The sequence below is a fragment of the Aeromonas sp. 604282 genome (assembly GCF_049170575.1).
Classification (GTDB): Bacteria; Pseudomonadota; Gammaproteobacteria; order Enterobacterales; family Aeromonadaceae; genus Aeromonas; species Aeromonas veronii_A.
Window position 1 is genome coordinate 100,907 of record NZ_JAAKMV010000010.1, and the last position, 22,859, is coordinate 123,765.

Sequence of the window (22,859 nt, forward strand, 5' to 3'; positions counted from 1 at the left end):
GGGTTTGGGCCTTTTGCTGATAGCTGTAAGGGGAAAAACTACTCCCGCTCCTTATCACGCTCCAGCGCCCGCTCAACCAACGGCTCGGGCAGGCTCTTGGTTACCTCCACCCCCAGCTCGCGGAAACGCTCGACCTGAGCGATCAGGTTGCCACGGCCGTTGACCAGCCGTCCCATCGCCTTGTCGTAGCTCTCCTGCGCCTTGTGCAGGCTGCCGCCCATCTGCTGCATCTCCTCGACAAACAGCCGCAACTTTTCGTAGAGGCGACCGGCCCGTTCGGCAATCTGGCGGGCATTCTGGTTCTGCCGCTCGTAGCGCCACAGGTTCTCGATGGTGCGCAGCGCCACCATGAGATTGGTGGGGCTCACCAGCAGGATGTTGTTGTCGAGACCATAACGCACCAGCGAAGGATCGGCCTCCATCGCACTGAGGAAGGCGGGCTCCACCGCCACGAACATCAGCACATAGTCGAGGGTACGCACACCGGGCAACTGCTGGTAATCCTTGCGACCCAGCTCGCGGATATGGTTGCGCACCGAGGCGACGTGCTCCTTGAGCGCCACCGCCTTCTCCAGTTCGTCCTCGGCGTTGTACCAGCGCTCGTAGGCAGTCAGCGACACCTTGGCGTCGATGATGATGTCTTTCTCTTGCGGCAGGTGGACGATCACGTCGGGTTGGTAGCGCTTGCCCTTCTCCACCTCGATATTGACCTGGGTGTGGTACTCATGGCCCTCGCGCAGGCCGCATTCGCTGAGGATCCGAGCCAGCACCACTTCCCCCCAGTTGCCCTGCTGCTTGCTGTCGCCCTTGAGGGCGCGGGTCAGCGCCGCCGCCTCTTCGGTCATGCGGGCATTGAGCTCGGCGAGGCGCTCCAGCTCGAACTTGAGACTGTGGCGCTGGGCCGTCTCCTGAGCATGGGTCTCCCCCACCTGACGGCGAAAGCCCTCGAGCTGCTCCTTGAGCGGAGTAAGCAGCAGATCGAGACTGTTTTGGTTCAATTCACGGAAGTTGCCGGAGTTTTGCTCGAAGATCCGGTTGGCGAGGTTCTCGAACTGCTGACTGAGGCGCTGCTCAGCCTCCTGTTGCAGTTGCAGCTTCTCCGCGGCAGCCAGCCGCTCGCTGCGCAGGGTAGCTTCTGCATCCTTGAGACGGGCGGTGAGCTTGATGAGCAGGGTCTGCTGCTGATCCAGCTTCTGCTGCCCCTGTTGCCGCTCATCCTGCATTTCGTCAAAACGCTCCTGCAGTGCCTGATAACGCTCCTGTGCCAGCAGCAACTCCTGAGCCCGCGCCGTGGCTGCCCGCCGCCCGATCAGCCAGCCAAGTCCGAGAGCCAAAAGGACCGCGGGCAGCAGGATGATCCAGAGTCCGGGGTCGATCATTTGCGGCTCCGCTGACGCAGGAAGAGTTCGAGATAGCGGTTAACCAAGACCCAGAGCACCACATAGAGAAGGTAAGCGGCCAGCACCACCCACTTGTGGCTGTTGACCCCGGTATCGAGCTCGGCGAACTCGATGCCCTTGATGCGGCAGTAGCCCCACATCAGCAGGGGAAAGATATAGAGCAGGGACGCACGCCAGAGAAATAGCCACATATGTTTTCATTCAACCACGTAAAAAGACCCGCCTAGCTTACACAAGGGCAACAGCCCTTGCGATCCTGGCGGCCGCTATTCTCTGGCCTGCTTGCCGAAACTTCGATAAAATTAACCCCTAATAGGTATCAGGGGCGAGCATGACTCACTATTTCCTCCGTTGGCTGACACAAGGTTGGCAAGCTTCCCGCAAGCCCGCCGTGGTTTGCCATGAAGCGCGCCCGCCGTGGGCCATCGAGGAGTCCCAGTACCTCTCCCTCTGCAGCCGCTGCGGCGAGTGTTTCAAGGCCTGCCCGCGCGGTCTGCTCAAACCGGCCAGCCAGCCCGAATACGACGACACCCCGATCTCCGGTACGCCGGTGCTCGACCTCTCATGCGGTCAGTGCAGCTACTGCGGCAGCTGCGCCAGAGCCTGTCCCACCGGCGCCCTCGACCTGCAACTGGGTCGTCAGGTGCAGACCCGGGTCCAGATCGAGGAGAGCTGTCAGGCACGGCAGGGCTTCTACTGCCTGCTCTGTGAAGATGCCTGCCCCCAGCAGGCGATCAAGGCCACCGCCGACGGCATCAACGTCAATATGGATGCCTGCAATGGCTGCGGTGCCTGCGGCCTAGCCTGTCTGCACGGCGCCATCACCCTGATCCGCCAGCCGGGTAGTCGCTGAAAAGCAAAAGGGGCCAGCAGGCCCCTTTTGCTTTTATATCTGTTCTTGTTTTCTGCCGGTCAGGCCATCGCCAGAATGGACTCCTGCTCAATGCCCAGCAGGTGACAGAGACGGGTCGGGTCGCGCACCGCATCAGCCAGGGTGTACTCACCCAGCACTTCGAGGAAGGCGTTCATGGCGCGGCGCAAAATGCCCTGAATGCGGCAGCCACCGGAGAGACGGCAGTTCTCGCGCTTGCAGTCGACCGGACAGAGCACGTGCTCCATGTCCATCACCACATCGCGCAGGTTGATGGAGACCGCGGAGCGACCGAGGCGGATGCCACCGTGCTTGCCACGCACCGTCTCGATGTACCCCTTGATGCCGAGCTGGTGCACTATCTTGACCACGTGGTTGCGAGAGATGCCGAAGGTATCGGCCACTTCGGTAATGGTCGACAGGCGATCGCCCGGCTGCACCGCCAGGAAGGTCAGGGTACGCAGGGCGTAGTCGGTAAATCGTGTCAGTTGCATGGTCGCACTTGCCTCTTACTACAAGCCAGGAATCAGGACGACAACATTGAGCTAAGAGGCAGGAGACAACCGGTTTGCCTCTGTTCGCCATTGGTTCGCCATTGGTTCGCCATTGGTTCGCCATTGGTTCGCCAGAGGGTGGGCCTGTCTCTTAATCTGAGTTGCGGAGTCACAGGTTAAGAGCAGCACAACCGGGTGTCGATGAAGATGCACATAAATCGACACTTTCTTTGATTGATCGCAAACTTGCCGGGTTAGCCGGGCGTTTGCCCGCTTTATGGCGGGTAAATCTCCCGAATAGTCCCCCTCGTCAAGCCCCTTCGACCAGCAGTCATATGGCCTGCGAACCGCCCCTCAATCGACCAGTAGAGAGGTGGTTCAGTGGGGCTGTTTCAGCCAGTTTTTCAGCGCGACCGAGGGGATGGAACTCTCGGAGGCGACGGCAAACGCGCCCCAGTCCACCGCACACTGCAACGCATCCTTGATCGCCATGCCTCGTGCCAGACCATGGATCAAGCCGCCAGCGAAAGCATCCCCTGCCCCCGTGGTATCAACCACTGAAACCGGCCGGGCGGCGACCCTGATCTGCTCCTCGCCATGGATGGCCACTGCGCCCGCCTTGCCTTCGGTCAACACCAACCATTCGAGCTGATCCCCCGCCAACTGGCGGGCATGTTGCCAGGGGTCGCTCACCTCGCCGAGATCGGAGCGGGAGGCCACCAGCACATGGCAGGGACGGCGCGCTTGGCCGCCCTTGGGATACTGGGCCACCACGAAGCTCTTGCCGAGCATCTGGCGCATGTAGCTGATGATGGCGGTGCCGGGATAGTTCACGTAGAGGCAGTCGATCCCCTCCTGTGGCAGATCACCGGGCAGATCGGGACGACGGGGACGGCGAAGTATGGTGCGCTCGCCGGTGGAGTCAACCAGGATCAGCAACTCGCCGGTCTCGCCGCCAAAGCGCTCCACATGGCTGCAATCCAGCCCGTAACCGGCCGCCTGCTCCAGCAGCCAGTCGCCGGTCTCGTCCAGCCCGATGCGTGAGGCAATGGTCACCTCGTGACCCGCCCACACCAGCCCGATGCCGGTATTGGCGGCACCACCTCCCAGCCTGCGTCCCTGATCCACGTATTGCAGCCGGGCCCCCGCCACCAGCGGCTCGGAGAGGGAGAGCACATGATCACAGTTGAGATTGGCAAGCAGCAGAATACGGGACATAGAGACCTCGGACGATGGATATAGCCCAAAAGAGACAGGCTGAACCCCGAGTAGAGCCCAGCCTGACAGAAGAGACAACCGGCAGCGATCGGGAATCCGATCAGGATCAATAGATGGGCAGCTCCACCCCGGCCAGCAGCTCGTCGATGCGCGCCTGGGTCGGCTGCTGCATCACGCTCTGGATCACCTCCTTGGTGAGGTGGGGCGAGAAGGAGCTGATGAAGTCATACATGTAGTTCTGCAGCAGGATGCTCTTGCTGAAGCAGATCTGGGCCGGGCAGGGCTTGAACAGGTGCTCCAGATTGATGGAGACCAGCCCGGGGCTGTCGGTGTCGTTGGCCACCAGCGAGGAGATGATGCCGATGCCAAAGCCCAGCTCCACATAGCGCTTGATCACTCCGGCATCCATTACCGTCATGTAGTAGCTCGGGGTCAGCCCCGCCGCCTGAAACACCTCGTCCTGCACCTGCCGACCGGTGGCACCGCTCTCGTAACTGAGGATGGGGTAGTGGCAGAGCTGCTCCAGCGTCGGCTTCTTCACCTTGGCCAGCGGGTGATCCTGCGGCACCACCAGCGAGAGGGTCCAAAGGTAGGCGGGCAACGCGATCAGCTCCTTGTCGAAGCCAATTTCGTGGGCAACGATGGAGAAATCGGAGTAACCCTTGCTGATCTGCTCCTTGCTCGCCGACATCACCGGATGGAGGTGGAACGAGATCTTGGGGTACTTCTTGGTGAAGTAGGTAACCGATTTGGGCAGCAGATAGCGGGCGATGGTGTGGGTAGTGTGGATGTTGAGGGTGCCAACGGTCGGATCCAGATACTCGCGGGAGATCGCCTTGATCTTGCTCTCGATGTTGAGCATCGCCTCGGCACACTTGATGATCTCCTCGCCTACCGGGGTAATGCGGTGCAGATGCTTGCCACGGCGCTCGAAGATCCGCACTCCCAGCTCGCTCTCCAACAGGCCAATCTGCTTGCTGACCCCGGGCTGGCTGGTATAGAGCGCATCGGACGCCACCGAGACGTTGAGGTTGTGGTCCCGGATCGCGATCAAGTACTTCAATTGCTGTAGTTTCAAGGCTTCACCCTCTCAAGCTGGTGCGGCGATCACGCCAGACAAACAGGCCGCCACAAAGGGCGGCCAGTGTATCATCCGATCCCGACATCGCAGCGCTTGATCCTTCATTTTGCTACAAAATCTAGCACCCGAAGGGGGTCGCTGACAAACCGCACTCAGGCCGCGCCAGCCCGCAGCGGCAGGATCCCCAAAAACTGCAGCAACCACTGCATCATGGTGGTCGAATCCACCTCCCCCTCCAGCGAGGAGAGGCTGCTCTGGTAACGCTCGTCGGGCAGCAGGCCACGGCGCCGCTCGATCAGCGCCCGGTTGTACTCCACCGAAAATTCCGGATGTCCCTGAATGGCAACTATGTTGTTCCCCTGCAGGAACATGAAGTTGGGGCAAAAATCGTTGCCCGCCAGCCGGGTCGCTCCGGGGGGCAGCAGGGCCACCTGATCCTGATGACTGGCCAGAATACGGATCTGATCACGAGACGGCGCCATCCAGGGCTCATCAGCCAACATGGGGTGCACCGACACTCCCAGCCCCCACCCCTTGGTAGACTTCACCACCTCGCCCCCCAGCGCCTGGGCGATCACCTGATGACCAAAACAAATCCCGGCCAGCTTGACGTCGGCATCATGGGCCCGACGGATCCAGCCACGCAACGCCTTGATCCAAGGGATATCGCTATAGGCATCGTGGCGCGAGCCGGTGATGAGCCAGGCATCGCACTCGTGCAGATCCTCCGGCAGCTCCCCATCGATGGCTGACCAGACCCGAAACTCCAGCTCGGGTGCCAGCGGCTGAAACCCCCTGATAAACATCTCGGAGTAGACGGGGCCAAAACGATCCGCCAGATCGGGATCCAGCCGGTCACAATCGAGAATTCCCAATCGCATCTGTTGCTCCTTTACAGAAGTGCCCCCGCAGACCAGCGATCTGCGGGGGCAAGAGAATTAAATCATGGTGGTGAGCCCTGGGCTCATCACTTCATGGTTGGCATGGAGAATTCGGCACCACTGCGCAGGCTCTGGGGCCAGCGCGCCGTCACCGTCTTCATCCGGGTATAAAAGCGAACCCCATCCGGCCCGTGCATGTTGAGCGGCCCGAAGATGGAGCGCTTCCAGCCGCCAAAGCTGTGAAACGCCATCGGCACCGGAATGGGAACGTTCACCCCTACCATACCGACCTGTACCCGCGCCGTGAAGTCCCGCGCGGTGTCGCCGTCGCAGGTAAAGATGGCGGTGCCATTGCCGTACTCATGTTCATTGATGAGTCGCAGCGCCGTCTCGTAGTCCGGCACCCGCACGATGGAGAGCACGGGGCCGAAGATCTCCTCGCGATAGATGCGCATCTCGGGGGTCACCTCGTCAAACAGGCAGCCACCGATAAAGTAACCCTCGTCGTGGCTCAGCGTGCGACCATCGACTCGCAGCGCGGCCCCTTCGGCCACCCCCTGATCCACATAACCGCGCACCTTGGCCAGATGCTCCTTGCTGATAAGCGGCCCCATCTCGTTTTCCGGGCTCTGGCCCAGCCCCGGGCCCACCCGCAGCTTCTCAACGAGCGGTTTCAGTTTGGCTACCAAGGCATCGGCGGTCTCGTCACCCACTACCACGGCTACCGAAATGGCCATGCAGCGCTCGCCCGCGGCCCCATAAGCGGCCCCCATCAGGGCAGAGACCGCCTGATCGAGATCCGCATCCGGCATCACCACCATGTGATTCTTGGCGCCGCCCAACGCCTGCACCCGTTTGCCGTGGGCCGAGGCGGTGGCATAGATGTACTGGGCGATGGGGGTGGAACCGACAAACGACACGGCACCTACTCGCGGGTCGGTCAGCAGCACATCCACCACCTCCTTGTCACCGTTCACCACGTTGAGCACGCCGTCCGGCAGACCGGCCTCCTTGAGCAGCTCGGCCATCCGCAGCGAGAGAGAGGGATCCTTCTCGGAGGGTTTGAGAATGAAGGTGTTGCCGCAGGCGATGGCGACCGGGAACATCCAGAGCGGCACCATGGCCGGGAAGTTGAACGGGGTGATGCCGGCGCAGACCCCGACCGGCTGCATCATGGAGTAGCTGTCTACCCCACGGCCGACGTTGAGGGAGTGCTCCCCCTTGAGCAGATGGGGAATGCCGCAGGCAAACTCCACCACCTCCAGCCCTCGGGTCAACTCACCCTGCGCATCGGAGAAGACCTTGCCGTGTTCGCGGCTGATGAGCTGGGCAAGCTCGTCCCTGTGCTGCTCCATCAACTCTTTGAAGCGGAAAAAGACCCGAGCCCGCACCAGCGGCGGGGTTTGCGACCAGTCGGCAAAGGCACGCTCGGCGATGGCGATCGCCTCCTGACACTCGGCGGCGCTGGAAAGCCCGACGCTCCCCTGCTGCTTGCCGCAGGCTGGGTTGAAGATGGCGCCCTGGCGCTCGCTACGACTCTCCTGCGGCTGGCCGTTGATGAAGTTGCTGACCCTGTATGTCATGTATCCTCCGTGATAATTGATGTGGTGATTGCGCTGAACAAGACAACGCAAGGCCCCGCCAGCGCGGGGCCATCAAATGGGTTAGGGTTGTGCCTGCAGGGCATCCTGCAGCAGGGTGAAGAGATCATCGATCTGGCTGCGCTCGATGATGAGGGGTGGCGACAGGGCGATGATGTCGCCGGTCACCCTGATCAGCGCCCCCTTCTCGAAGCAGCGGACAAACACCTCATAGGCGCGCTTGCCCGGCGCATCCGGCATGGATTCAAGTTCGATACCGGCCACCAGCCCGTAGTTGCGCACATCCTTCACATGCTTGCAGCCCTTCAGCGAATGGGCCGCCTCCTCCCAGTAGCCCGCCAGATCCGCGGCGCGGCTAAGCAGGTTCTCGTTGCGATAGATCTCGAGGGTCGCCAGACCCGCAGCAGCAGCCACCGGATGACCAGAGTAGGTGTAACCATGGAACAGCTCGATGGCTCCTTTGCCTGCCGCCATCATGTCGTCATAAATATGCTTTTGCACCAGCACAGCTCCCATGGGGATAGCGCCGTTGGTGAGCCCCTTGGCGCAGGTGATCATGTCGGGGATGACATCGAACTCCTGTGCGGCAAAGGGGGAGCCAAGACGACCGAAACCGGTGATCACCTCGTCAAAAATCAGCAGGATGCCGTGTTTGGTACAGATCTCCCGCAGCCGCTTGAGATAGCCTTTGGGCGGCATAAGCACGCCGGTACTGCCAGCGATGGGCTCGACGATCACCGCCGCGATATTGCTGGCATCGTGCAGAAAGACGATCTTTTCCAGCTCGTCGGCCAGCGCCACATCCTCCTCAGGCAACCCTTTGGTGAAGGCATTTTTGGCGATGTTGAGGGTATGGGGCAAATGATCCACCCCGGTCAGCAGGGAGCCAAACCACTTGCGATTGCCAGGAATGCCCCCCACCGAGATGCCGCCAAAGCCAACCCCGTGATAACCCCGCTCGCGACCAATCAGCCGGGTGCGGGTGCCCTGACCGCGAGCCCGCTGCCAGGCCAGTGCGATTTTGAGCGCGGTATCGACCGACTCTGAGCCGGAGTTGGTATAGAAGACATGGCCAAAGCCCTGGGGAGCGATCTCCACCAGCCGGTTGGCCAGCTCGAACGGCAACGGGTGGCCCATCTGGAAAGTGGGGGCGAAATCGAGGTGGGAAATCTGCTGGGAGACCGCCTCGGCAATCTCGCGCCGACCATGGCCCGCGTTGCAACACCAGAGTCCGGCAGTGCCATCCAGTATCTTGCGGCCATCCTCTGAGTGATAATACATCCCCTCCGCCGACTTCAGGATGCGCGGCGCCGCCTTGAACTGCTGGTTGGCGGTGAACGGCATCCAGAAGGCGGACATGTCGGAGGGGGTATTGATGTCGCTGATCGGTTTCATGGTCACCTCATCCTTAAGGTGTTTAGCAACTATTGGCCATTGCCTATTAAATTAAACACCTGAATCCATAAAAAAGGGCTCATTATCGCCCTGTCTGATGCCACCCCTAGCTAGATTACTCTACAGGGTGGTATAAGATATTTAACACAAATTTAATAATAGTAAACAGTCAAGGAGTGTCTATCGATGGATATCGGTCACCGTCTCAAGGCGGTTCGCACCAAGGCGGCCCTCTCCCAGCGCGAGCTGGCCAAACGCTCGGGCGTGACCAACGGATTCATCTCCCAGATCGAAAAGAATCAGGTGAGCCCGTCAGTTGCCTCCCTGCGCAAGGTGCTGGAAGGGATCCCCATGTCACTGGCCAGCTTCTTTACTGACGAGACCGAAATGGACTCCGAAGTGATCTTTCGCGCCGCCGATATGCCGGATCTCGGCACTCACCCCATTAGCTACCGGCTGGTGGGCCACAGCCGTGCCAACCGTGCCATCGGCATGTTGCAGGAGGTGCTGCCACCGGGCGCCGACACTGGCGACGACATGCTGAGCCACGAGGGTGAAGAGTGCGGCATCGTCATCAAGGGCGAGGTTGAAGTGACCGTGGGTGAGCAGATCTACCTGCTGACACCGGGGGACGGCTACTACTTCGACAGCCGCACTCCTCACCGTTTTCGCAATGTGGGCGAGCAGGAGTGCGTATTGATTTCGGCCAATACCCCCGCCAGTTTCTAACAGGGTGATAAGGGGCCAGCCAGCCGCCAATGTTTAATGAATTGTTACAAAATGGATTTACAAGTGGCAGGATGTTTAGCATATTGATACGCGGACAATGACTTTTGCCGGTTCAAGGAGTGAACATGAGTGACCTGACCCTGGCCCAGTGGCAACACAAGGCCGCCCATCTGACCCTGCCCTCACAAGCCTTTATCAACGGTAGCTATCGGGATGCCGTCAATGGTGCCACCTTCGACTGTATCAACCCGGCCAACGGCAAGCTGCTGACCAAGGTAGCAGCCTGCGATGCCGCCGATGCCGAGCTGGCGGTACAGGCCGCGCGTGATGCCTTCAACGACAAGCGCTGGAGCGGCATGGCGCCGAAACAGCGCAAGCTGATCATGCAGCGCTTCGCCGAACTGATGCGTCTCAACAAGGTGGAGCTGGCACTGCTGGAGTCGCTGGACATGGGCAAACCCATCGGCGATGCCATGGGCTACGATGCCCCTGCCGCCGCCAACTGCATCGCCTGGAACGCCGAAGCGATCGACAAGATCTACGATCAAGTCGCGCCGGTCGAGGAATCCGCCCTGGCGCTGGTGACCCGGGAACCGCTCGGGGTCGTTGCCGCCATCGTGCCGTGGAACTTCCCGCTGGTGATGGCCTGCTGGAAGCTGGGGCCGGCGCTCGCTACCGGCAACTCGGTCATTCTCAAACCTTCCGAAAAGTCCCCCCTGACCGCCTTGCGTATCGCAGGTCTGGCCAAGGAGGCAGGCATTCCTGACGGCGTGTTCAACGTACTGCCGGGCTTTGGCCATACCGTGGGCGAGGCGCTGGCCATGCACATGGATGTGGATTGCATCACCTTCACCGGATCCACCAAAATCGGCAAGCACCTGGTGGAGTGTTCCGGCAAGTCCAACCTCAAGCGCGCCTTTATGGAGTGCGGCGGCAAGAGCCCCAACATCATACTGGCGGATGCGCTGGACCTGGATGCCGCGGCCAAGAGCGCCGCTGGCGCCATCTTCTACAACCAGGGCGAGGTGTGTACCGCCGCCTCTCGCCTGCTGGTGCAAAACAGCATCAAGCCGCAATTTATGGAGCGACTGCTGGCCCATGCCCGCGAGTGGATCTCGGCCAACCCGCTCGACCCTGCGACCCGCATCGGCGCCATGGTGGATCACATCCAGATGGAGCAGGTGCTGCGCTATGTCGAGATTGGCAAGCAGGAGGGAGCCAAGCTACTGCTGGGAGGCAAACGCACCAATCTTGAGAGCGGCGGCTTCTATATCGAGCCCACCATCTTCGACGAGGTGACACCCGAGATGCGGATCTTCCGCGAGGAGATTTTCGGCCCTGTGCTGGCAGTGACCGGTTTCGACACGCTCGAAGAGGCCATTGCACTGGGCAACGACACCGACTACGGGCTGGCAGCAGCGATCTGGACCGCGGATCTCAACAAGGCGGTGAAGGGTTCCCGCGCCCTGCGTGCTGGCACCGTATTCGTCAACAACTGGGATGGCGGCGACATGACCATGCCGTTTGGTGGCTTCAAGCAGTCTGGTAACGGTCGTGACAAGTCGCTGCACGCGCTGGAGAAGTACACCGAGCTGAAAAGTACCTGGATCCAGCTCGAATAAAGGTATAAATAGCCATCATCATCAGCAATGGGGGAGAAATCCCCCCTTTTGCATTTTGGTCTTCCATCAGGCGGCACAATCGATATAATCATCAAATAAGCAAACCATTAAATATAAAGACAAAAATGCTATTTTTTCTGGGAAGCGTACTTTTTCTGGTGATCGGGTTGCCCCTGCTGTTTTTCGTGCTGGGGCACGGCGAGGCCTACGTGACCTGGGGCCCCTGGATCTCCGCCATCGCCCTGATGTTGTGGCTGTTGATGGACGTCGACAAGATCCGTCGCGGCAAAGGCTGACCAGCTTCCAACCGTATTCTCAAACTTCGTTTATTCGCTTCTTTCCTCGATAAAGGATCGCTACACTGATTTTTTGCGATGTTTTCCCGCATCCAACGCATCAGTAAAGGTCATCCGCATGCCGCAACAGATCCAGCGCCAGGGCGTCATCTACGCCCTGTGCGCCTATACCCTTTGGGGCATAGCCCCCATCTATTTCAAGACCATCTCTGCCGTCCCGGCCGCTGAAATTCTGACCCACAGGATGATCTGGTCCTGCGTGCTGCTGATGGTGCTCACCCTGGCTGGCCGCCAGTGGCACAAGGTGCAGGCAGTGCTGCGTCAGCCAAAAGTGCTGCTCACCCTGGCGTTTACCTCGGTCACCGTTGGCGGCAACTGGCTGCTGTTTATCTGGGCCATCAACAACGGCCACATGCTGGATGCCAGCCTCGGCTACTACATCAACCCGCTGTTCAACGTGCTGCTGGGGATGGTGTTTCTGAGCGAGAAACTGCGCCGCCTGCAGTGGTGGGCGGTGGCGCTGGCCTTTGCCGGGGTGACGATCCAGCTTATCGCCTTTGGCTCCCTGCCCTGGATTGCACTGGTATTGGCATCGAGCTTCGCCATCTATGGCCTGGTGCGCAAAAAACTGGCCCTCGATGCACTTACCGGTCTGCTGATCGAAACCATGATCATGCTGCCACCGGCAGCAATCTATCTGTGGGGCATTGCCGACAGCCCCACCAGCCATCTCACCCAGAACGACTGGCACCTCAACCTGCTGCTGATCGCTGCTGGCGCCGTCACCACAGCCCCTCTGCTCTGCTTCACCGCCGCCGCGACACGGCTCAAGCTCTCCACCCTGGGCTTCTTCCAGTACATAGGCCCCAGCCTGATGTTCATCCTCGCTGTCACTCTCTACGGCGAGGAGCTGGCAATGGACAAGGCTCTTACTTTCGCCTGTATCTGGAGCGCGCTGCTGATCTTCACGCTGGATGGGCTGCGCAACGGCAAGCGTCCTGCTGCAACGAGCAATATAAAGCCTTCAAAATCAAATCAGTAGCTAACAAAGTCATCAGAAGCGATATGCCATTTTCTCGCCCCCTGACCTGTTAAACCGGTAGCCTTGGACTCAATGTGGGAATAGGATCCGCACTCCCTATTCTCCATCCAGCTATAAGGAATTACAGCTATGACTCGAAAATGGTCGCTCCCCATCGTGGCAATCGCGGGGGGAGCGTTACTCTGGCTTGGCAACACCTTTGGTATGAAATGGGCCCTGATGGCCCTGATCGGATTCGGCTTTGGCTTCACCCTCTCCTTCAGCCGCTTCGGCATCGTGTTCGGTTGGCGCGAAATGCTGACCAAGCGCAACAGTTACTATGTGCGGGTTCACCTGCTCACCATCGCCATCGAAATTCTGCTGTTCACCACCTTCCTCTCCTTTAGTCACGCCCTGTTTGGCGATGCCATGGTGGGCAACGTGATGGCTATCGGCATTCCCTTCATCGTCGGTGCCTTCCTGTTCGGCATCGGCATGCAGCTGGCAGGCGTCTGTGCCACCGGTACTCTTTATTGCTGCGGCGAGGGGCAACCCCGCTTCTGGCTGGTGCTGATCTGCTACGGCATCGGCACCCTCATCAGCAACCAGTTCCGCCCCGAACTGGAGGCCACCTTCTCCAGCCATGTGGTGCTGGCCAAGGATTTGACCGGCAATATCTGGAGCGGCATGCTGCTCAACCTGGCGCTGGTCGCCGCGCTGTTCCTGCTGTTTCGCAACAGCGAACTCAAGCGCACCGGCGAGCTCAAGCCCCTCTTCAGCGGCGGCAATCTGTTCTGGCGCGATGGCCGCTTCACCGTGCTGACCGGCGGCATCATCATCGCCATACTCAACTCTATTGTCGTCGCCCTGCACGGCTCGGCCTGGACCATCACCGGCGCCGTCTATGACATGGCGCTGCGCGGCGCCTCTCTGTTCGGCCTGTTCGAGGGCAACCCCAAGCTGGCCCAGCCGCTCTTCATCAACCCCATGGTCGGCATGTTCTGGCTCGGCATTCTGGGGGCCATGCTGGCGCGCTGCATCAGCGGTGGTGGCAACTTCGCCCCGATGCGGATCGGCAACAGTCTGGCCTCCATCCTCGGCGGCCTGCTGATGGGGATGGGAGCCATGTACAGCGCCTGCAACCTCGGCGGCTTCTTCGACGGTACCGCCTCCGGCAGCCTGCACGGCTGGGTCTGGATGCTGATGGCCCTCGCCGGCAGCCTGATCGGCATCCGCCTGCGCCCGCTGTTCAAGCTCTGAGTCACAGACCGGTACTCGCCAACAAGGGAGTCGGGTCACACCAAATAAAGAGAGCCAGTCCGCTTGCGCGGACTGGCTCTCTTTTTCCGTCGCGCCGGGATCACCCCGGCCTTTTTGCTAGCTCTTCATCAGAACCACTGGCCGTGGCGCTTGATGTAGATGGTCTTGACGGTCTGGGTCAGCCCCATGTAGGCCAGCATGGTAATCACCAACCACATGAAGTACTTGGGCCCATCCAGAGTGATGAAACCGAAGTGCTCAGCCACAGGCGAGAAGGGCAGGTAGCAACCGATGGCAATGGCGATCGAGGTGGAGAGCAGCACCGGCAGGGTAGCGGTACTCTGCAGGAACGGGATCTTGCGGGTACGCAGCATATGTACCACCAGCGTTTGCGACACCAACCCCTCGATGAACCAGCCGGAGTTCATGATGGCCTGACCGTTGACCAGCGGATCCATACTGCCGTTGGCGGTGGCATAGAGGGCGCCAGCACCGAACACGAACCACATCAGGCAATAGGTACTGATATCGAACACCGACGAGGTCGGGCCAAGCCAGAGCATGAAGCGCTTGATGTTGCTCGCCTCCCACTTGCGCGGCCGCTTGAGGAACTCGGGGTCCATCTTGTCCCACGGCAGCAGCATCTGGGAGACGTCATACACCAGATTCTGGATCAGCATCTGCATCGCCAGCATGGGTGCCCAGGGCAGCCAGGCGGAGGCGACCAGCACCGAGAAGACGTTGCCGAAGTTGGAGCTGGCGGTCATGTTGAGGTACTTGAGGATGTTGCCAAAGGTCTCGCGCCCCTTGATCACCCCCTCCTCCAGCACCATCAGGCTCTTCTCCAGCAGGATGATGTCGGCGGTCTCCTTGGCGATGTCGGCACCGCTGTCCACCGAGATCCCTACGTCCGCATCCCGCAGCGCCGGCGCATCGTTGATGCCGTCACCGAGGAAACCGACGGTGTTGCCGTTGGCCTGCAGCGCCTTCACCACCCGCGACTTCTGCAGCGGGGTGAGCTTGGCGAAGATGGTGGTCTGCTTGACCACCTCGCACAACGCCACGTCATCCATTCCTTCGATATCCTTGCCGAGCAGCGGTAAGCCGGGCTCCAGCCCTACGTCACGACACACCTTGCTGGTGATGATGGGATTGTCACCGGTCAGCACCTTGACCGCCACACCATAGTCGTTCAGCGCACGGATGGCCGGTGCGGCCGAATCCTTGGGCGGATCGAAGAAGGTGAGGAAGCCGCGCACCACCAGATTGACCTCATCACTGGTACGATAGCTCTGCTTGCACTCGCCTGCCGGGATCTCGCGGGTCGCCACGATCAATACCCGATAGCCCTCGGCATTGAACTCCTCGCTCTGGCGCAGCAGGGCAAGGCGATCGGCGTCGGTCAGATCCCGCACCTCCTGGCCATCGGCGATCTGGCTGGAGACGGCCAGCATCTCTTCCACCGCCCCCTTGGAGACCATCAGCTGCTGGCCACGCTCATCCTGTACGATCACCGATAGCCGGCGGCGCACGAAGTCGAATGGCAACTCATCCACCTTGCTGTAACCAGCCGGCTTGCAGCCAGCTCCCAGCACATCGGCATGCTCGATCACCGCGATGTCCATCAGGTTCTTCATGCCGCTCTGATGATAACTGTTGAGCCAGGCCAGCTGCAGGATCCGGTCGTCCCGGTTGCCACGCACGTCGTAGTGGTGCTCGAGGATGATCTTGTCCTGGGTCAGGGTACCTGTCTTGTCGGTGCAGAGCACGTCCATGGCACCGAAGTTCTGCACCGAGTTGAGCCGTTTGACCACCACCTTGCGCTTGGCCATGGCCACCGCCCCTCGCGCCAGGTTGGCGGAGACGATCATCGGCAGCATCTCGGGGGTGAGCCCTACCGCCACCGCCAGCGCGAAGGTGAGCGCCGACATCCAGTCACCACTGCTGATGCCACTCAGCATGAAGACGATGGGCACCATCACCAGCATGAAGCGGATCAGCAGCCTGGTAACGCTATTGACGCCGCGATCGAAACTGGTCTCGATGCGCTTGTGGCTCACCACGTTGCGGGCCAGCGAACCGAAGTAGGTGTCGCTGCCGGTGGCCACCACCACAGCCTTGGCTGTACCGCTCACCACATTGGTGCCCATGAAGCAGATGTTGGGCTGGTCGAGCAACCCCACGTCCCCTGTGCTGTTGCCGTCTGCCGACTTCTCGGCCACTGCGCCCAGGGTGTCGTACTTCTCCACCGGCAACGCTTCACCGGTCAGCACCGCCTGGCTGATAAAGAGATCGCGGGATTCGATCAGCTTGATGTCAGCGGGGATCATGTCCCCCGCCTGCAAGTGCACTATGTCTCCGGCCACCAGCTCGGTCATTGCCACCTCCTTGCGCTGGGGGGTGGCGCCCGGCGAGGGACGACGCTGTACGGTGGCGGTATTGCGCACCAGCGACTTGAGCGCCTCGGCCGCCTTGGCGGAACGGTACTCCTGCCAGAAGCGCAGCAGACCGCTCAAGCCCACCATGACACCGAGGATGATCACCTTGACCCAGTCCTCGTCGCCGGGCTCAGCCATCAGTACGTCCATCACGTAACTGACCAGCCCGAGCACGATCAGCACCATCACGAAGGGGTTCTTGAACGCGTGCAGCAGCTGGATCAATGGATGAGGCGGTTTGTCGTGGGTCACCTCGTTGGGGCCAAACTGGACCAGACGATTGGCCGCCTCGGTCGCGGTCAGGCCGTCGATATTGCCGCGCACGGCAGTGAGGGTGTATTCGAGGGACTTGTCGGCCTCGTCGAGCACCCGGGAGGAGAGCTTCTCATTGGCACGGCCCGGGGCGACGAACCCCTGTTGCTTGTGCCGGCTGGCAGTATGTTGTTGCTTCATAACTTTAAATCCTGATTTTCGCTTGCAGAAGGGCCCTGTCGCGGGCCAGGCCAGGCGTCAGTACTGATATCGAAAGCTGTGAACCCGACTCGTTGCCGGCACGCTCAACTGGCGCGCACGGGGCGGCTCGTCAGACAAATGTCTGCCGTCGAGCTAACCTGCATGGTTGGGTCAGATCAGGGGTCAGAACACCGCATCCCGTCCCCGCAGGGGGGATCAGGAGTGGGGAGACGTGAACCCCGAGGGTCGAGGTTTGGGCTCTTCGGTCATACGATATCCTCCGAGTGGGGTGGAGAGAGGGCCGGACGAACCATGGACAGCGATACACACTGTCGTTGGCAAGCATGGCCGCGAGTCTGCATTATCAGCGGACCAATCCGGTGATCCCGCAACTAGAGCGGCATCACCCATAAAGAAAATCAGGATTACGACAGTTTGAAATAACTGGATGCGGGCAGGAAATAGTATCAGTGATATCTGGCGGGTAAGAACATCGGAGAAAACCACGCCTATAGAAATATTACAGCGCGACCCTTGCCACCGCCGAAATATATTAATCAATCACATCATTTATTTTAATGTGCAACCTGCCATATCGAAAACGAAATAGTTTTCAATATGAGATTATCCATCTTGTTATTTTACGCTTGATCCCTTCCCGACCACGGCACGGATGCATGGTTCCGACGCTGTGACGGCCCTGACGGGCAGTACCGGGATGCATGATGAAGCGTTCAATTGCAGGGGTCGCGAGGCGCGCATGGCTCGCAGATGAGCGGAACGATCCAGATTTACAACCGTAATCCCTGATGAAGGCGGGATAAAGAGGTTGTGAGAGTCGATGCTGACTCATATAGATGCTGCACTCTATGCTTGTGATTCGAGCAATCAGAGTGAGAGAGAAGATAAAATATTCGGCCTCAGCTCTGGTAAACCCGCATCGCGATTTGCAATCGGCTACAACTGTCGCAGTCCATAATATTTACCTGTCTATTGATAACACGCAGAGATTCTAACCAAAAGAATCTTCAGGCGCAAAGTTTAATTCTATTTTTTATCCTGTAATTTCCTGGAAATATAATAACTATTCCTATTAGGAAAAGATTCGATAACTCATGATGTTGGCAAATCAGGTCTGCACCACCATCCGATCACGCTGACCATAGAAAACGGGAGGCCTGGCCTCCCGTTCTTCTCGAATCCCATCTCTAGCCGCAGCATCACTGCGCCGGCTGGGAAACCCCTTCCAGATGGATTTCAACCCGACGATCCGGTGCCAGACAGGCAATCAGCTCCTGTTTGGAACGGCTGGCGCAGTTGTTGCCAGTAACCGGATTGGCCTTGCCACGCCCTTCGACCCGCACCTTGTCAGCATACAAGCCTTTGGCTACCAGATAGCTGGCCACGCTCTGGGCCCGCTTCTCGGAGAGGGCCAGGTTGTAGTTGTCGGAGCCGATGCGGTCGGTATAACCGACCACGGTCGCGACGCCATCCTTCGGATTGGCCGCCACAATCTGGCTGAACAGGGCATCGAGCGCCTGGCTGGCGGCAGGTTTCAGGGTCGCCTTGTTGAACTCGAACAGCACATCGGAACTAAGGCTGAAGGTCTTGGGCTCCACCACCACAGCCGGGGCAGGCTCGGCTGCCGGAGCTGGCGCCGGCACAGCAACCTCACCACCTTGCTGACCGAAACGATAGAGCATGCCGAACGAGATCAGGCCGTTATCCAGCTCGATGCCTGAGCGATCGAGAGAGGCATCTCCCAGCGGCGTAGTGTACTGGTACTCCAGACGGGCGGCCCAGTCACGATCGATGGCGTACTCGGCACCCAGCGCCCCGACAAATGCGGCGCCATGCTTTTTACCGGTCTCGCTGCTATTGGCGAAGCTGATCTCGCTATCCGTCCAGGCATAGGCACCGCCGAGCCGGCCATAAAGATCGAGCACATTCGTTGCCGGGAAGCTGATCTTCATGGTGGCCTGAATCATCTGGCTCTTGGCTTCGGTATTGAGGGTATTGGCGCCGGTGCCCGAGGTGGTGTCGTATTTGCCAAGCCAGTCATAACCCAGCTCGAACCCCAGGTTGGGGTTGAGCTGGTAACCGGCGAACAGACCCAGACCCAGATCATCCGTGTTCTCGCTGGTATTACCCAACGTCTGGGCAATCGACTCGGCATACTGGTTGTGGTCAACGCCATAGTAATTGGACCAACCGGCCTTGCCACCGACATACCAGGTATTGTCCTGAGCAGCGGCCTGCACGGCTCCGGCCGCCAGCAAACCACTGACCAATACGGCAAGCATGGATTTATTCATATTTTCGCCTCTGCAATAAGTCGTTATGGGCGCCTGAGTGCGCACTCTCCCTGTGTGAAGCCGTCAGGCGGCCTCTCCGCTATTCAGGGTATCCCATCCGAACGCAGCCTCAAATGACCAAGCCATCAGGAGTGTGAGCTTGCCAGCAATATCCGGCGTAAAAATCACCAGCATACTGGTTCACATGGTTTTACCAGTTAAACCATGACCTTGCGTCGTACGGAGTGGACCTATCCACACGCAGCAATAGAAAAGGGAGGCATAACGCCTCCCTCCCGATGAGTTGTTGCAGCCCCCTTGCTCAACTGGCCAGAAACAACCGGTAAGCGGGGTCGTCGCTCACCTCTTTCCAGCCGTAGCCAATCTCGCGCAGGTAGTCGTGGAAGGCTGCTACGTCCTCGTCCGGCAGCTCGAAGGCGCAGAGCACCCGGCCGTAGTCGGCACCGTGGTTGCGGTAGTGGAACAGGCTGATGTTCCAGCGACAGCCCAGGGTCTCGAGGAAACGCATCAAAGCGCCAGGCTGCTCCGGGAACTTGAAGCTGTAGAGACGTTCACCAAGGGGCCGGGCCGGGCGGCCGCCAATCATATAGCGCACATGATTCTTGGCCAGCTCGCTCTCGGTCATGTTGACCACCGGGTAGCCGTTGCCGCCGAGTTGATCGATGATCTGGCCCAGCTCCTCATCACCGCCGGTGAGACGCACCGAGACGAACAGCGACGCCAGCTCGGCATCGGCATAGCGGTAGTTGAACTCGGTCACCATGCGCGGCCCGAGCTGACGGCAGAAGTCGAGGAAGGCCCCCTTGCGCTCGGGGATGGTCACCGCCAGCATGCCCTCGCGCTTCTCGCCAATCTCGCAGCGCTCCGACACGTAGCGCAGGCTGTGGAAGTTGACGTTGGCGCCGGACAGAATGGCCGCCATCCGGCCACCCCTGACCTGCTCCCGCTCGCTGTAGGCCTTGAGGCCCGCCAGCGACAGGGCGCCCGACGGCTCGGCAATGGCGCGGCAGTCGTCAAAGATGTCTTTCAGTGCGGCGCAGATCTGATCGTTGGAAACGGTCACCACCTCGTCCAGATACTGGTTGCACAGGCGGAAGGTCTCCTCGCCGATGCGCTTGACCGCCACCCCGTCCGCAAACAGCGAGACCCGCTCCAGATTGACCGGTTCACCGGCCGCCATGGCAGCCTTGAGACAAGCGGAACCCTCCGCCTCCACCCCGATCACCTTCACATCCGGCAGCAGCTGTTTGATGTAGACCGCCACCCCGGCGGCCAGACCGCCGCCCCCCACCGGCACGAACACGTGAGTGAGGTGGGTATCCTGCTCCAGCAGCTCCTTGCCGATGGTGCCCTGCCCGGCGATCACCTCAACGTCGTCAAATGGCGGGATCAGGGTGTAGCCCTCAAGCGTGGCGAGGCGGCGACTCTCGCCATACGCCTCGTCGAAGCTGTTGCCAAACAGCATGACGTTGCCTCCCTGCCGGCGCACCGCGTCGATCTTGATGTCCGGCGTGGTCTTGGGCATCACGATGATCGCCTTGATACCGAGCTTGGCGGCCGACAGGGCGACCCCCTGGGCGTGGTTGCCAGCTGAGGCGGCGATAACGCCGCGCGACTTCTGCTCCTCGGTGAGGGTGGCGATCTTGTGGTAGGCACCGCGCAGCTTGAAGGAGTGGACCGGTTGCAGATCCTCCCGCTTCAAACTGACATGGTTGCCGAGCCGCTCGGAGAGTTTCTTCAGGGTTTGCAAGGGGGTGACCCGCGCCGCCTCATAGACGGGGGAGAGCAACACCTTGCGTAGATAATCCGCCGCAGAGACCATGATTTATTCCCCCAGCATCGAGCGATCGCGAACCGCGCCTTTATCGGCGCTGGTGGCGAACATGGCGTAGGCACGCAGGGCAAAGGAGACCTGACGCTGACGATCGAGCGGCTTCCAGCCCCGAGCCTCGACGGCGATACGGCGGGCGGCCAGCACGCTGTCGGCCACCTCCAGCACCATGCTGCGGGCCGGGATGTTGATGCTGATGATGTCGCCATCCTCCACCAAACCTATGGTGCCGCCGGAAGCGGCTTCCGGCGAGACGTGGCCGATAGAGAGGCCCGAAGTGCCGCCGGAGAAGCGGCCATCGGTGATCAGGGCGCACGCCTTGCCCAATCCCATGGATTTCAGATAGGTGGTGGGGTAGAGCATCTCCTGCATGCCCGGGCCCCCTTTCGGCCCTTCGTAGCGGATCACCACCACCTCGCCCGCTTTCACTGTGCCGTCGAGGATACCGCTCACCGCGCTCTCCTGACTCTCGAACACCCGGGCCGGGCCACGGAAGGTGAGGTTCTCCTCATCCACGCCTGCGGTCTTGACGATTGCGCCATTGACCGCGAGGTTGCCGGAGAGTACGGCAAGGCCACCCTCCTGGCTGTAGGCATTTTCCAGCGAGCGGATGCAGCCTTCGGCGCGGTCCAGATCCAGCTCCGGCCAGCGGCAATCCTGACTGAAGGCCTTGGTGGTGCGGATGCCGGCCGGGCCAGCGCGGTAGAAGTCCACAACCTCCTGACTCGGCTGGCGGCTGACGTCATATTCATCGAGCTGTTCGACGAGGGAGCAACCCAGCACGGTACGGGTATCCCCATGCACCAGACCCGCTTTCTCCAGCTGACCCAGAATGGCGACCACGCCGCCGGCGCGGTGTACATCTTCCATATGGTACTTCTGGGTGGAGGGTGCCACCTTGCAGAGCTGCGGCACCTTGCGGGACATGCGGTCGATATCGGCCATGGTGAAGTCGACACCCGCCTCCTGGGCCGCCGCCAGCAGGTGCAGCACGGTATTGGTGGAGCCGCCCATGGCGATATCGAGCGCCATGGCGTTCTCGAACGCCGCCTTGGTGGCGATATTGCGCGGCAGGGCGGTCTCGTCATCCTGCTCATACCAACGCTTGGCCAACGTCACGATGCGCTGGCCCGCCAGCTTGAACAGCTGCTCACGATCGGCGTGGGTCGCCAGCATGGAGCCGTTGCCCGGCTGGGAGAGGCCCAGCGCCTCGGTCAGGCAGTTCATGGAGTTGGCGGTAAACATGCCGGAGCAGGAGCCGCAGGTGGGGCAGGCGCTGCGCTCCACCTGTTCGCTCTGGGCGTCCGATACCTTGGGATCGGCGCCCTGGATCATGGCGTCCACCAGATCCAGCTTGATGATCTGGTCGGAGAGCTTGGTCTTGCCCGCTTCCATCGGGCCGCCGGAGACGAAGATCACCGGGATGTTGATGCGCAGGGCGGCCATCAGCATCCCCGGGGTGATCTTGTCGCAGTTGGAGATGCAGACCATGGCGTCGGCGCAGTGGGCGTTGACCATGTACTCCACCGAGTCGGCGATCAGCTCCCGCGATGGCAGGGAGTAGAGCATGCCGCCGTGGCCCATGGCGATGCCGTCATCCACAGCGATGGTGTTGAACTCCTTGGCGACGCCGCCGGCGGCTTCGATCTCGCGCGCCACCAGCTGGCCCAGATCCTTGAGGTGGACGTGGCCCGGCACGAACTGAGTGAAGGAGTTGACCACGGCGATGATGGGTTTGCCGAAATCCTGATCGGTCATTCCGGTGGCACGCCACAGGGCGCGGGCCCCGGCCATGTTACGTCCGTGGGTGGTGGTGGCGGATCTCAACTTCGGCATGTCTCTACTCCCTGAATGCCCAGCGGGCTCATTATCTTTGAAAATGAAAAAGTGACTCTCGGATCGGGAATCGATCCTGGTGAGGACACAGCGCAGTGCCCTGACCGGAAGCGACTC

At 60.5% G+C, this 22,859-nt stretch carries 18 protein-coding genes; 6 read left to right on the forward strand and 12 right to left on the reverse strand.

Translation table 11 applies throughout. The features are described from left to right. Positions 1–38 precede the first annotated feature (38 nt). Together rmuC and G5367_RS13270 are read right to left on the reverse strand one after the other, a co-directional pair. Positions 39–1,379 carry a DNA recombination protein RmuC gene (gene rmuC / locus G5367_RS13265; protein ID WP_421244909.1) on the reverse strand — a complete coding sequence of 447 codons (1,341 nt, stop codon included), beginning with the start codon at positions 1,377–1,379 and terminating at the stop codon, positions 39–41. Continuing rightward, positions 1,376–1,591, reverse strand: a complete 216-nt coding sequence (locus tag G5367_RS13270) for a hypothetical protein (RefSeq protein WP_216979893.1) — start codon at positions 1,589–1,591, stop codon at positions 1,376–1,378. The genes rmuC and G5367_RS13270 overlap by 4 nt, the downstream gene beginning before the upstream one ends. Positions 1,592–1,731: 140 nt before the next feature. Here G5367_RS13270 and G5367_RS13275 point away from each other — a divergent pair, with 140 nt between their 5' ends. Then, positions 1,732–2,253, forward strand: a complete 522-nt coding sequence (locus G5367_RS13275) for a ferredoxin-type protein NapF (RefSeq protein ID WP_216979892.1) — start codon at positions 1,732–1,734, stop codon at positions 2,251–2,253. Positions 2,254–2,312: 59 nt separating this feature from the next. Here G5367_RS13275 and G5367_RS13280 read toward each other — a convergent pair whose 3' ends face one another. The 6 genes from G5367_RS13280 to G5367_RS13305 all read right to left on the reverse strand — a co-directional run bounded on the left by G5367_RS13280 (position 2,313) and on the right by G5367_RS13305 (position 8,941). Continuing rightward, positions 2,313–2,765: an Rrf2 family transcriptional regulator gene (locus G5367_RS13280; protein WP_005341983.1), complete on the reverse strand. Its 453-nt coding sequence runs from the start codon at positions 2,763–2,765 to the stop codon at positions 2,313–2,315. 378 nt (positions 2,766–3,143) lie between these two features. Then, positions 3,144–3,983 carry a PfkB family carbohydrate kinase gene (locus G5367_RS13285; protein WP_216952307.1) on the reverse strand — a complete coding sequence of 280 codons (840 nt, stop codon included), beginning with the start codon at positions 3,981–3,983 and terminating at the stop codon, positions 3,144–3,146. A gap of 106 nt (positions 3,984–4,089) precedes the next feature. Further along, positions 4,090–5,061: a LysR substrate-binding domain-containing protein gene (locus G5367_RS13290; protein WP_033114758.1), complete on the reverse strand. Its 972-nt coding sequence runs from the start codon at positions 5,059–5,061 to the stop codon at positions 4,090–4,092. A 155-nt stretch (positions 5,062–5,216) separates the two neighbouring features. After that, entirely contained in the window at positions 5,217–5,945 is a 729-nt protein-coding gene (locus tag G5367_RS13295) for a glutamine amidotransferase-related protein (RefSeq protein WP_216952309.1), read from the reverse strand. Positions 5,946–6,031: 86 nt separating this feature from the next. Beyond that, positions 6,032–7,528 (reverse strand): CoA-acylating methylmalonate-semialdehyde dehydrogenase, encoded by a 1,497-nt coding sequence (locus G5367_RS13300; protein ID WP_421206309.1) that lies wholly within the window; start codon positions 7,526–7,528, stop codon positions 6,032–6,034. An 81-nt stretch (positions 7,529–7,609) separates the two neighbouring features. Then, the gene (locus G5367_RS13305) at positions 7,610–8,941 is read right to left on the reverse strand and encodes an aspartate aminotransferase family protein (protein WP_216952313.1); all 1,332 of its coding nucleotides are present in this window, start codon (positions 8,939–8,941) and stop codon (positions 7,610–7,612) included. A gap of 186 nt (positions 8,942–9,127) precedes the next feature. Here G5367_RS13305 and G5367_RS13310 point away from each other — a divergent pair, with 186 nt between their 5' ends. The 5 genes from G5367_RS13310 to G5367_RS13330 all read left to right on the forward strand — a co-directional run bounded on the left by G5367_RS13310 (position 9,128) and on the right by G5367_RS13330 (position 13,869). Beyond that, positions 9,128–9,670 (forward strand): cupin domain-containing protein, encoded by a 543-nt coding sequence (locus G5367_RS13310; RefSeq protein WP_042012327.1) that lies wholly within the window; start codon positions 9,128–9,130, stop codon positions 9,668–9,670. A 125-nt stretch (positions 9,671–9,795) separates the two neighbouring features. After that, a complete protein-coding gene (locus G5367_RS13315) occupies positions 9,796–11,292 on the forward strand; it encodes an aldehyde dehydrogenase (protein ID WP_421231122.1) in 1,497 nt (498 codons plus the stop codon). Between the two features lie 167 nt (positions 11,293–11,459). Beyond that, positions 11,460–11,588 (forward strand): hypothetical protein, encoded by a 129-nt coding sequence (locus G5367_RS13320; protein WP_265324673.1) that lies wholly within the window; start codon positions 11,460–11,462, stop codon positions 11,586–11,588. A 118-nt stretch (positions 11,589–11,706) separates the two neighbouring features. Further along, positions 11,707–12,630, forward strand: a complete 924-nt coding sequence (gene rarD, locus G5367_RS13325) for an EamA family transporter RarD (RefSeq protein WP_216952315.1) — start codon at positions 11,707–11,709, stop codon at positions 12,628–12,630. Between the two features lie 129 nt (positions 12,631–12,759). Beyond that, entirely contained in the window at positions 12,760–13,869 is a 1,110-nt protein-coding gene (locus tag G5367_RS13330) for a YeeE/YedE thiosulfate transporter family protein (protein ID WP_421294474.1), read from the forward strand. A 128-nt stretch (positions 13,870–13,997) separates the two neighbouring features. Here the strand turns inward: G5367_RS13330 and mgtA are convergent, their stop codons facing one another. From mgtA to ilvD, 4 genes are all read right to left on the reverse strand, one after another. Then, positions 13,998–16,760 (reverse strand): magnesium-translocating P-type ATPase, encoded by a 2,763-nt coding sequence (gene mgtA / locus G5367_RS13335; RefSeq protein WP_421294476.1) that lies wholly within the window; start codon positions 16,758–16,760, stop codon positions 13,998–14,000. A gap of 1,220 nt (positions 16,761–17,980) precedes the next feature. After that, the gene (gene ompA / locus G5367_RS13340) at positions 17,981–19,075 is read right to left on the reverse strand and encodes a porin OmpA (protein ID WP_216952325.1); all 1,095 of its coding nucleotides are present in this window, start codon (positions 19,073–19,075) and stop codon (positions 17,981–17,983) included. A gap of 301 nt (positions 19,076–19,376) precedes the next feature. Next, positions 19,377–20,897, reverse strand: coding sequence for a threonine ammonia-lyase, biosynthetic (ilvA, locus tag G5367_RS13345; RefSeq protein ID WP_421244901.1), 1,521 nt, complete (start codon positions 20,895–20,897; stop codon positions 19,377–19,379). A 3-nt stretch (positions 20,898–20,900) separates the two neighbouring features. After that, positions 20,901–22,742 (reverse strand): dihydroxy-acid dehydratase, encoded by a 1,842-nt coding sequence (gene ilvD, locus G5367_RS13350; RefSeq protein WP_421244900.1) that lies wholly within the window; start codon positions 22,740–22,742, stop codon positions 20,901–20,903. Between the last annotated feature and the right edge of the window lie 117 nt (positions 22,743–22,859).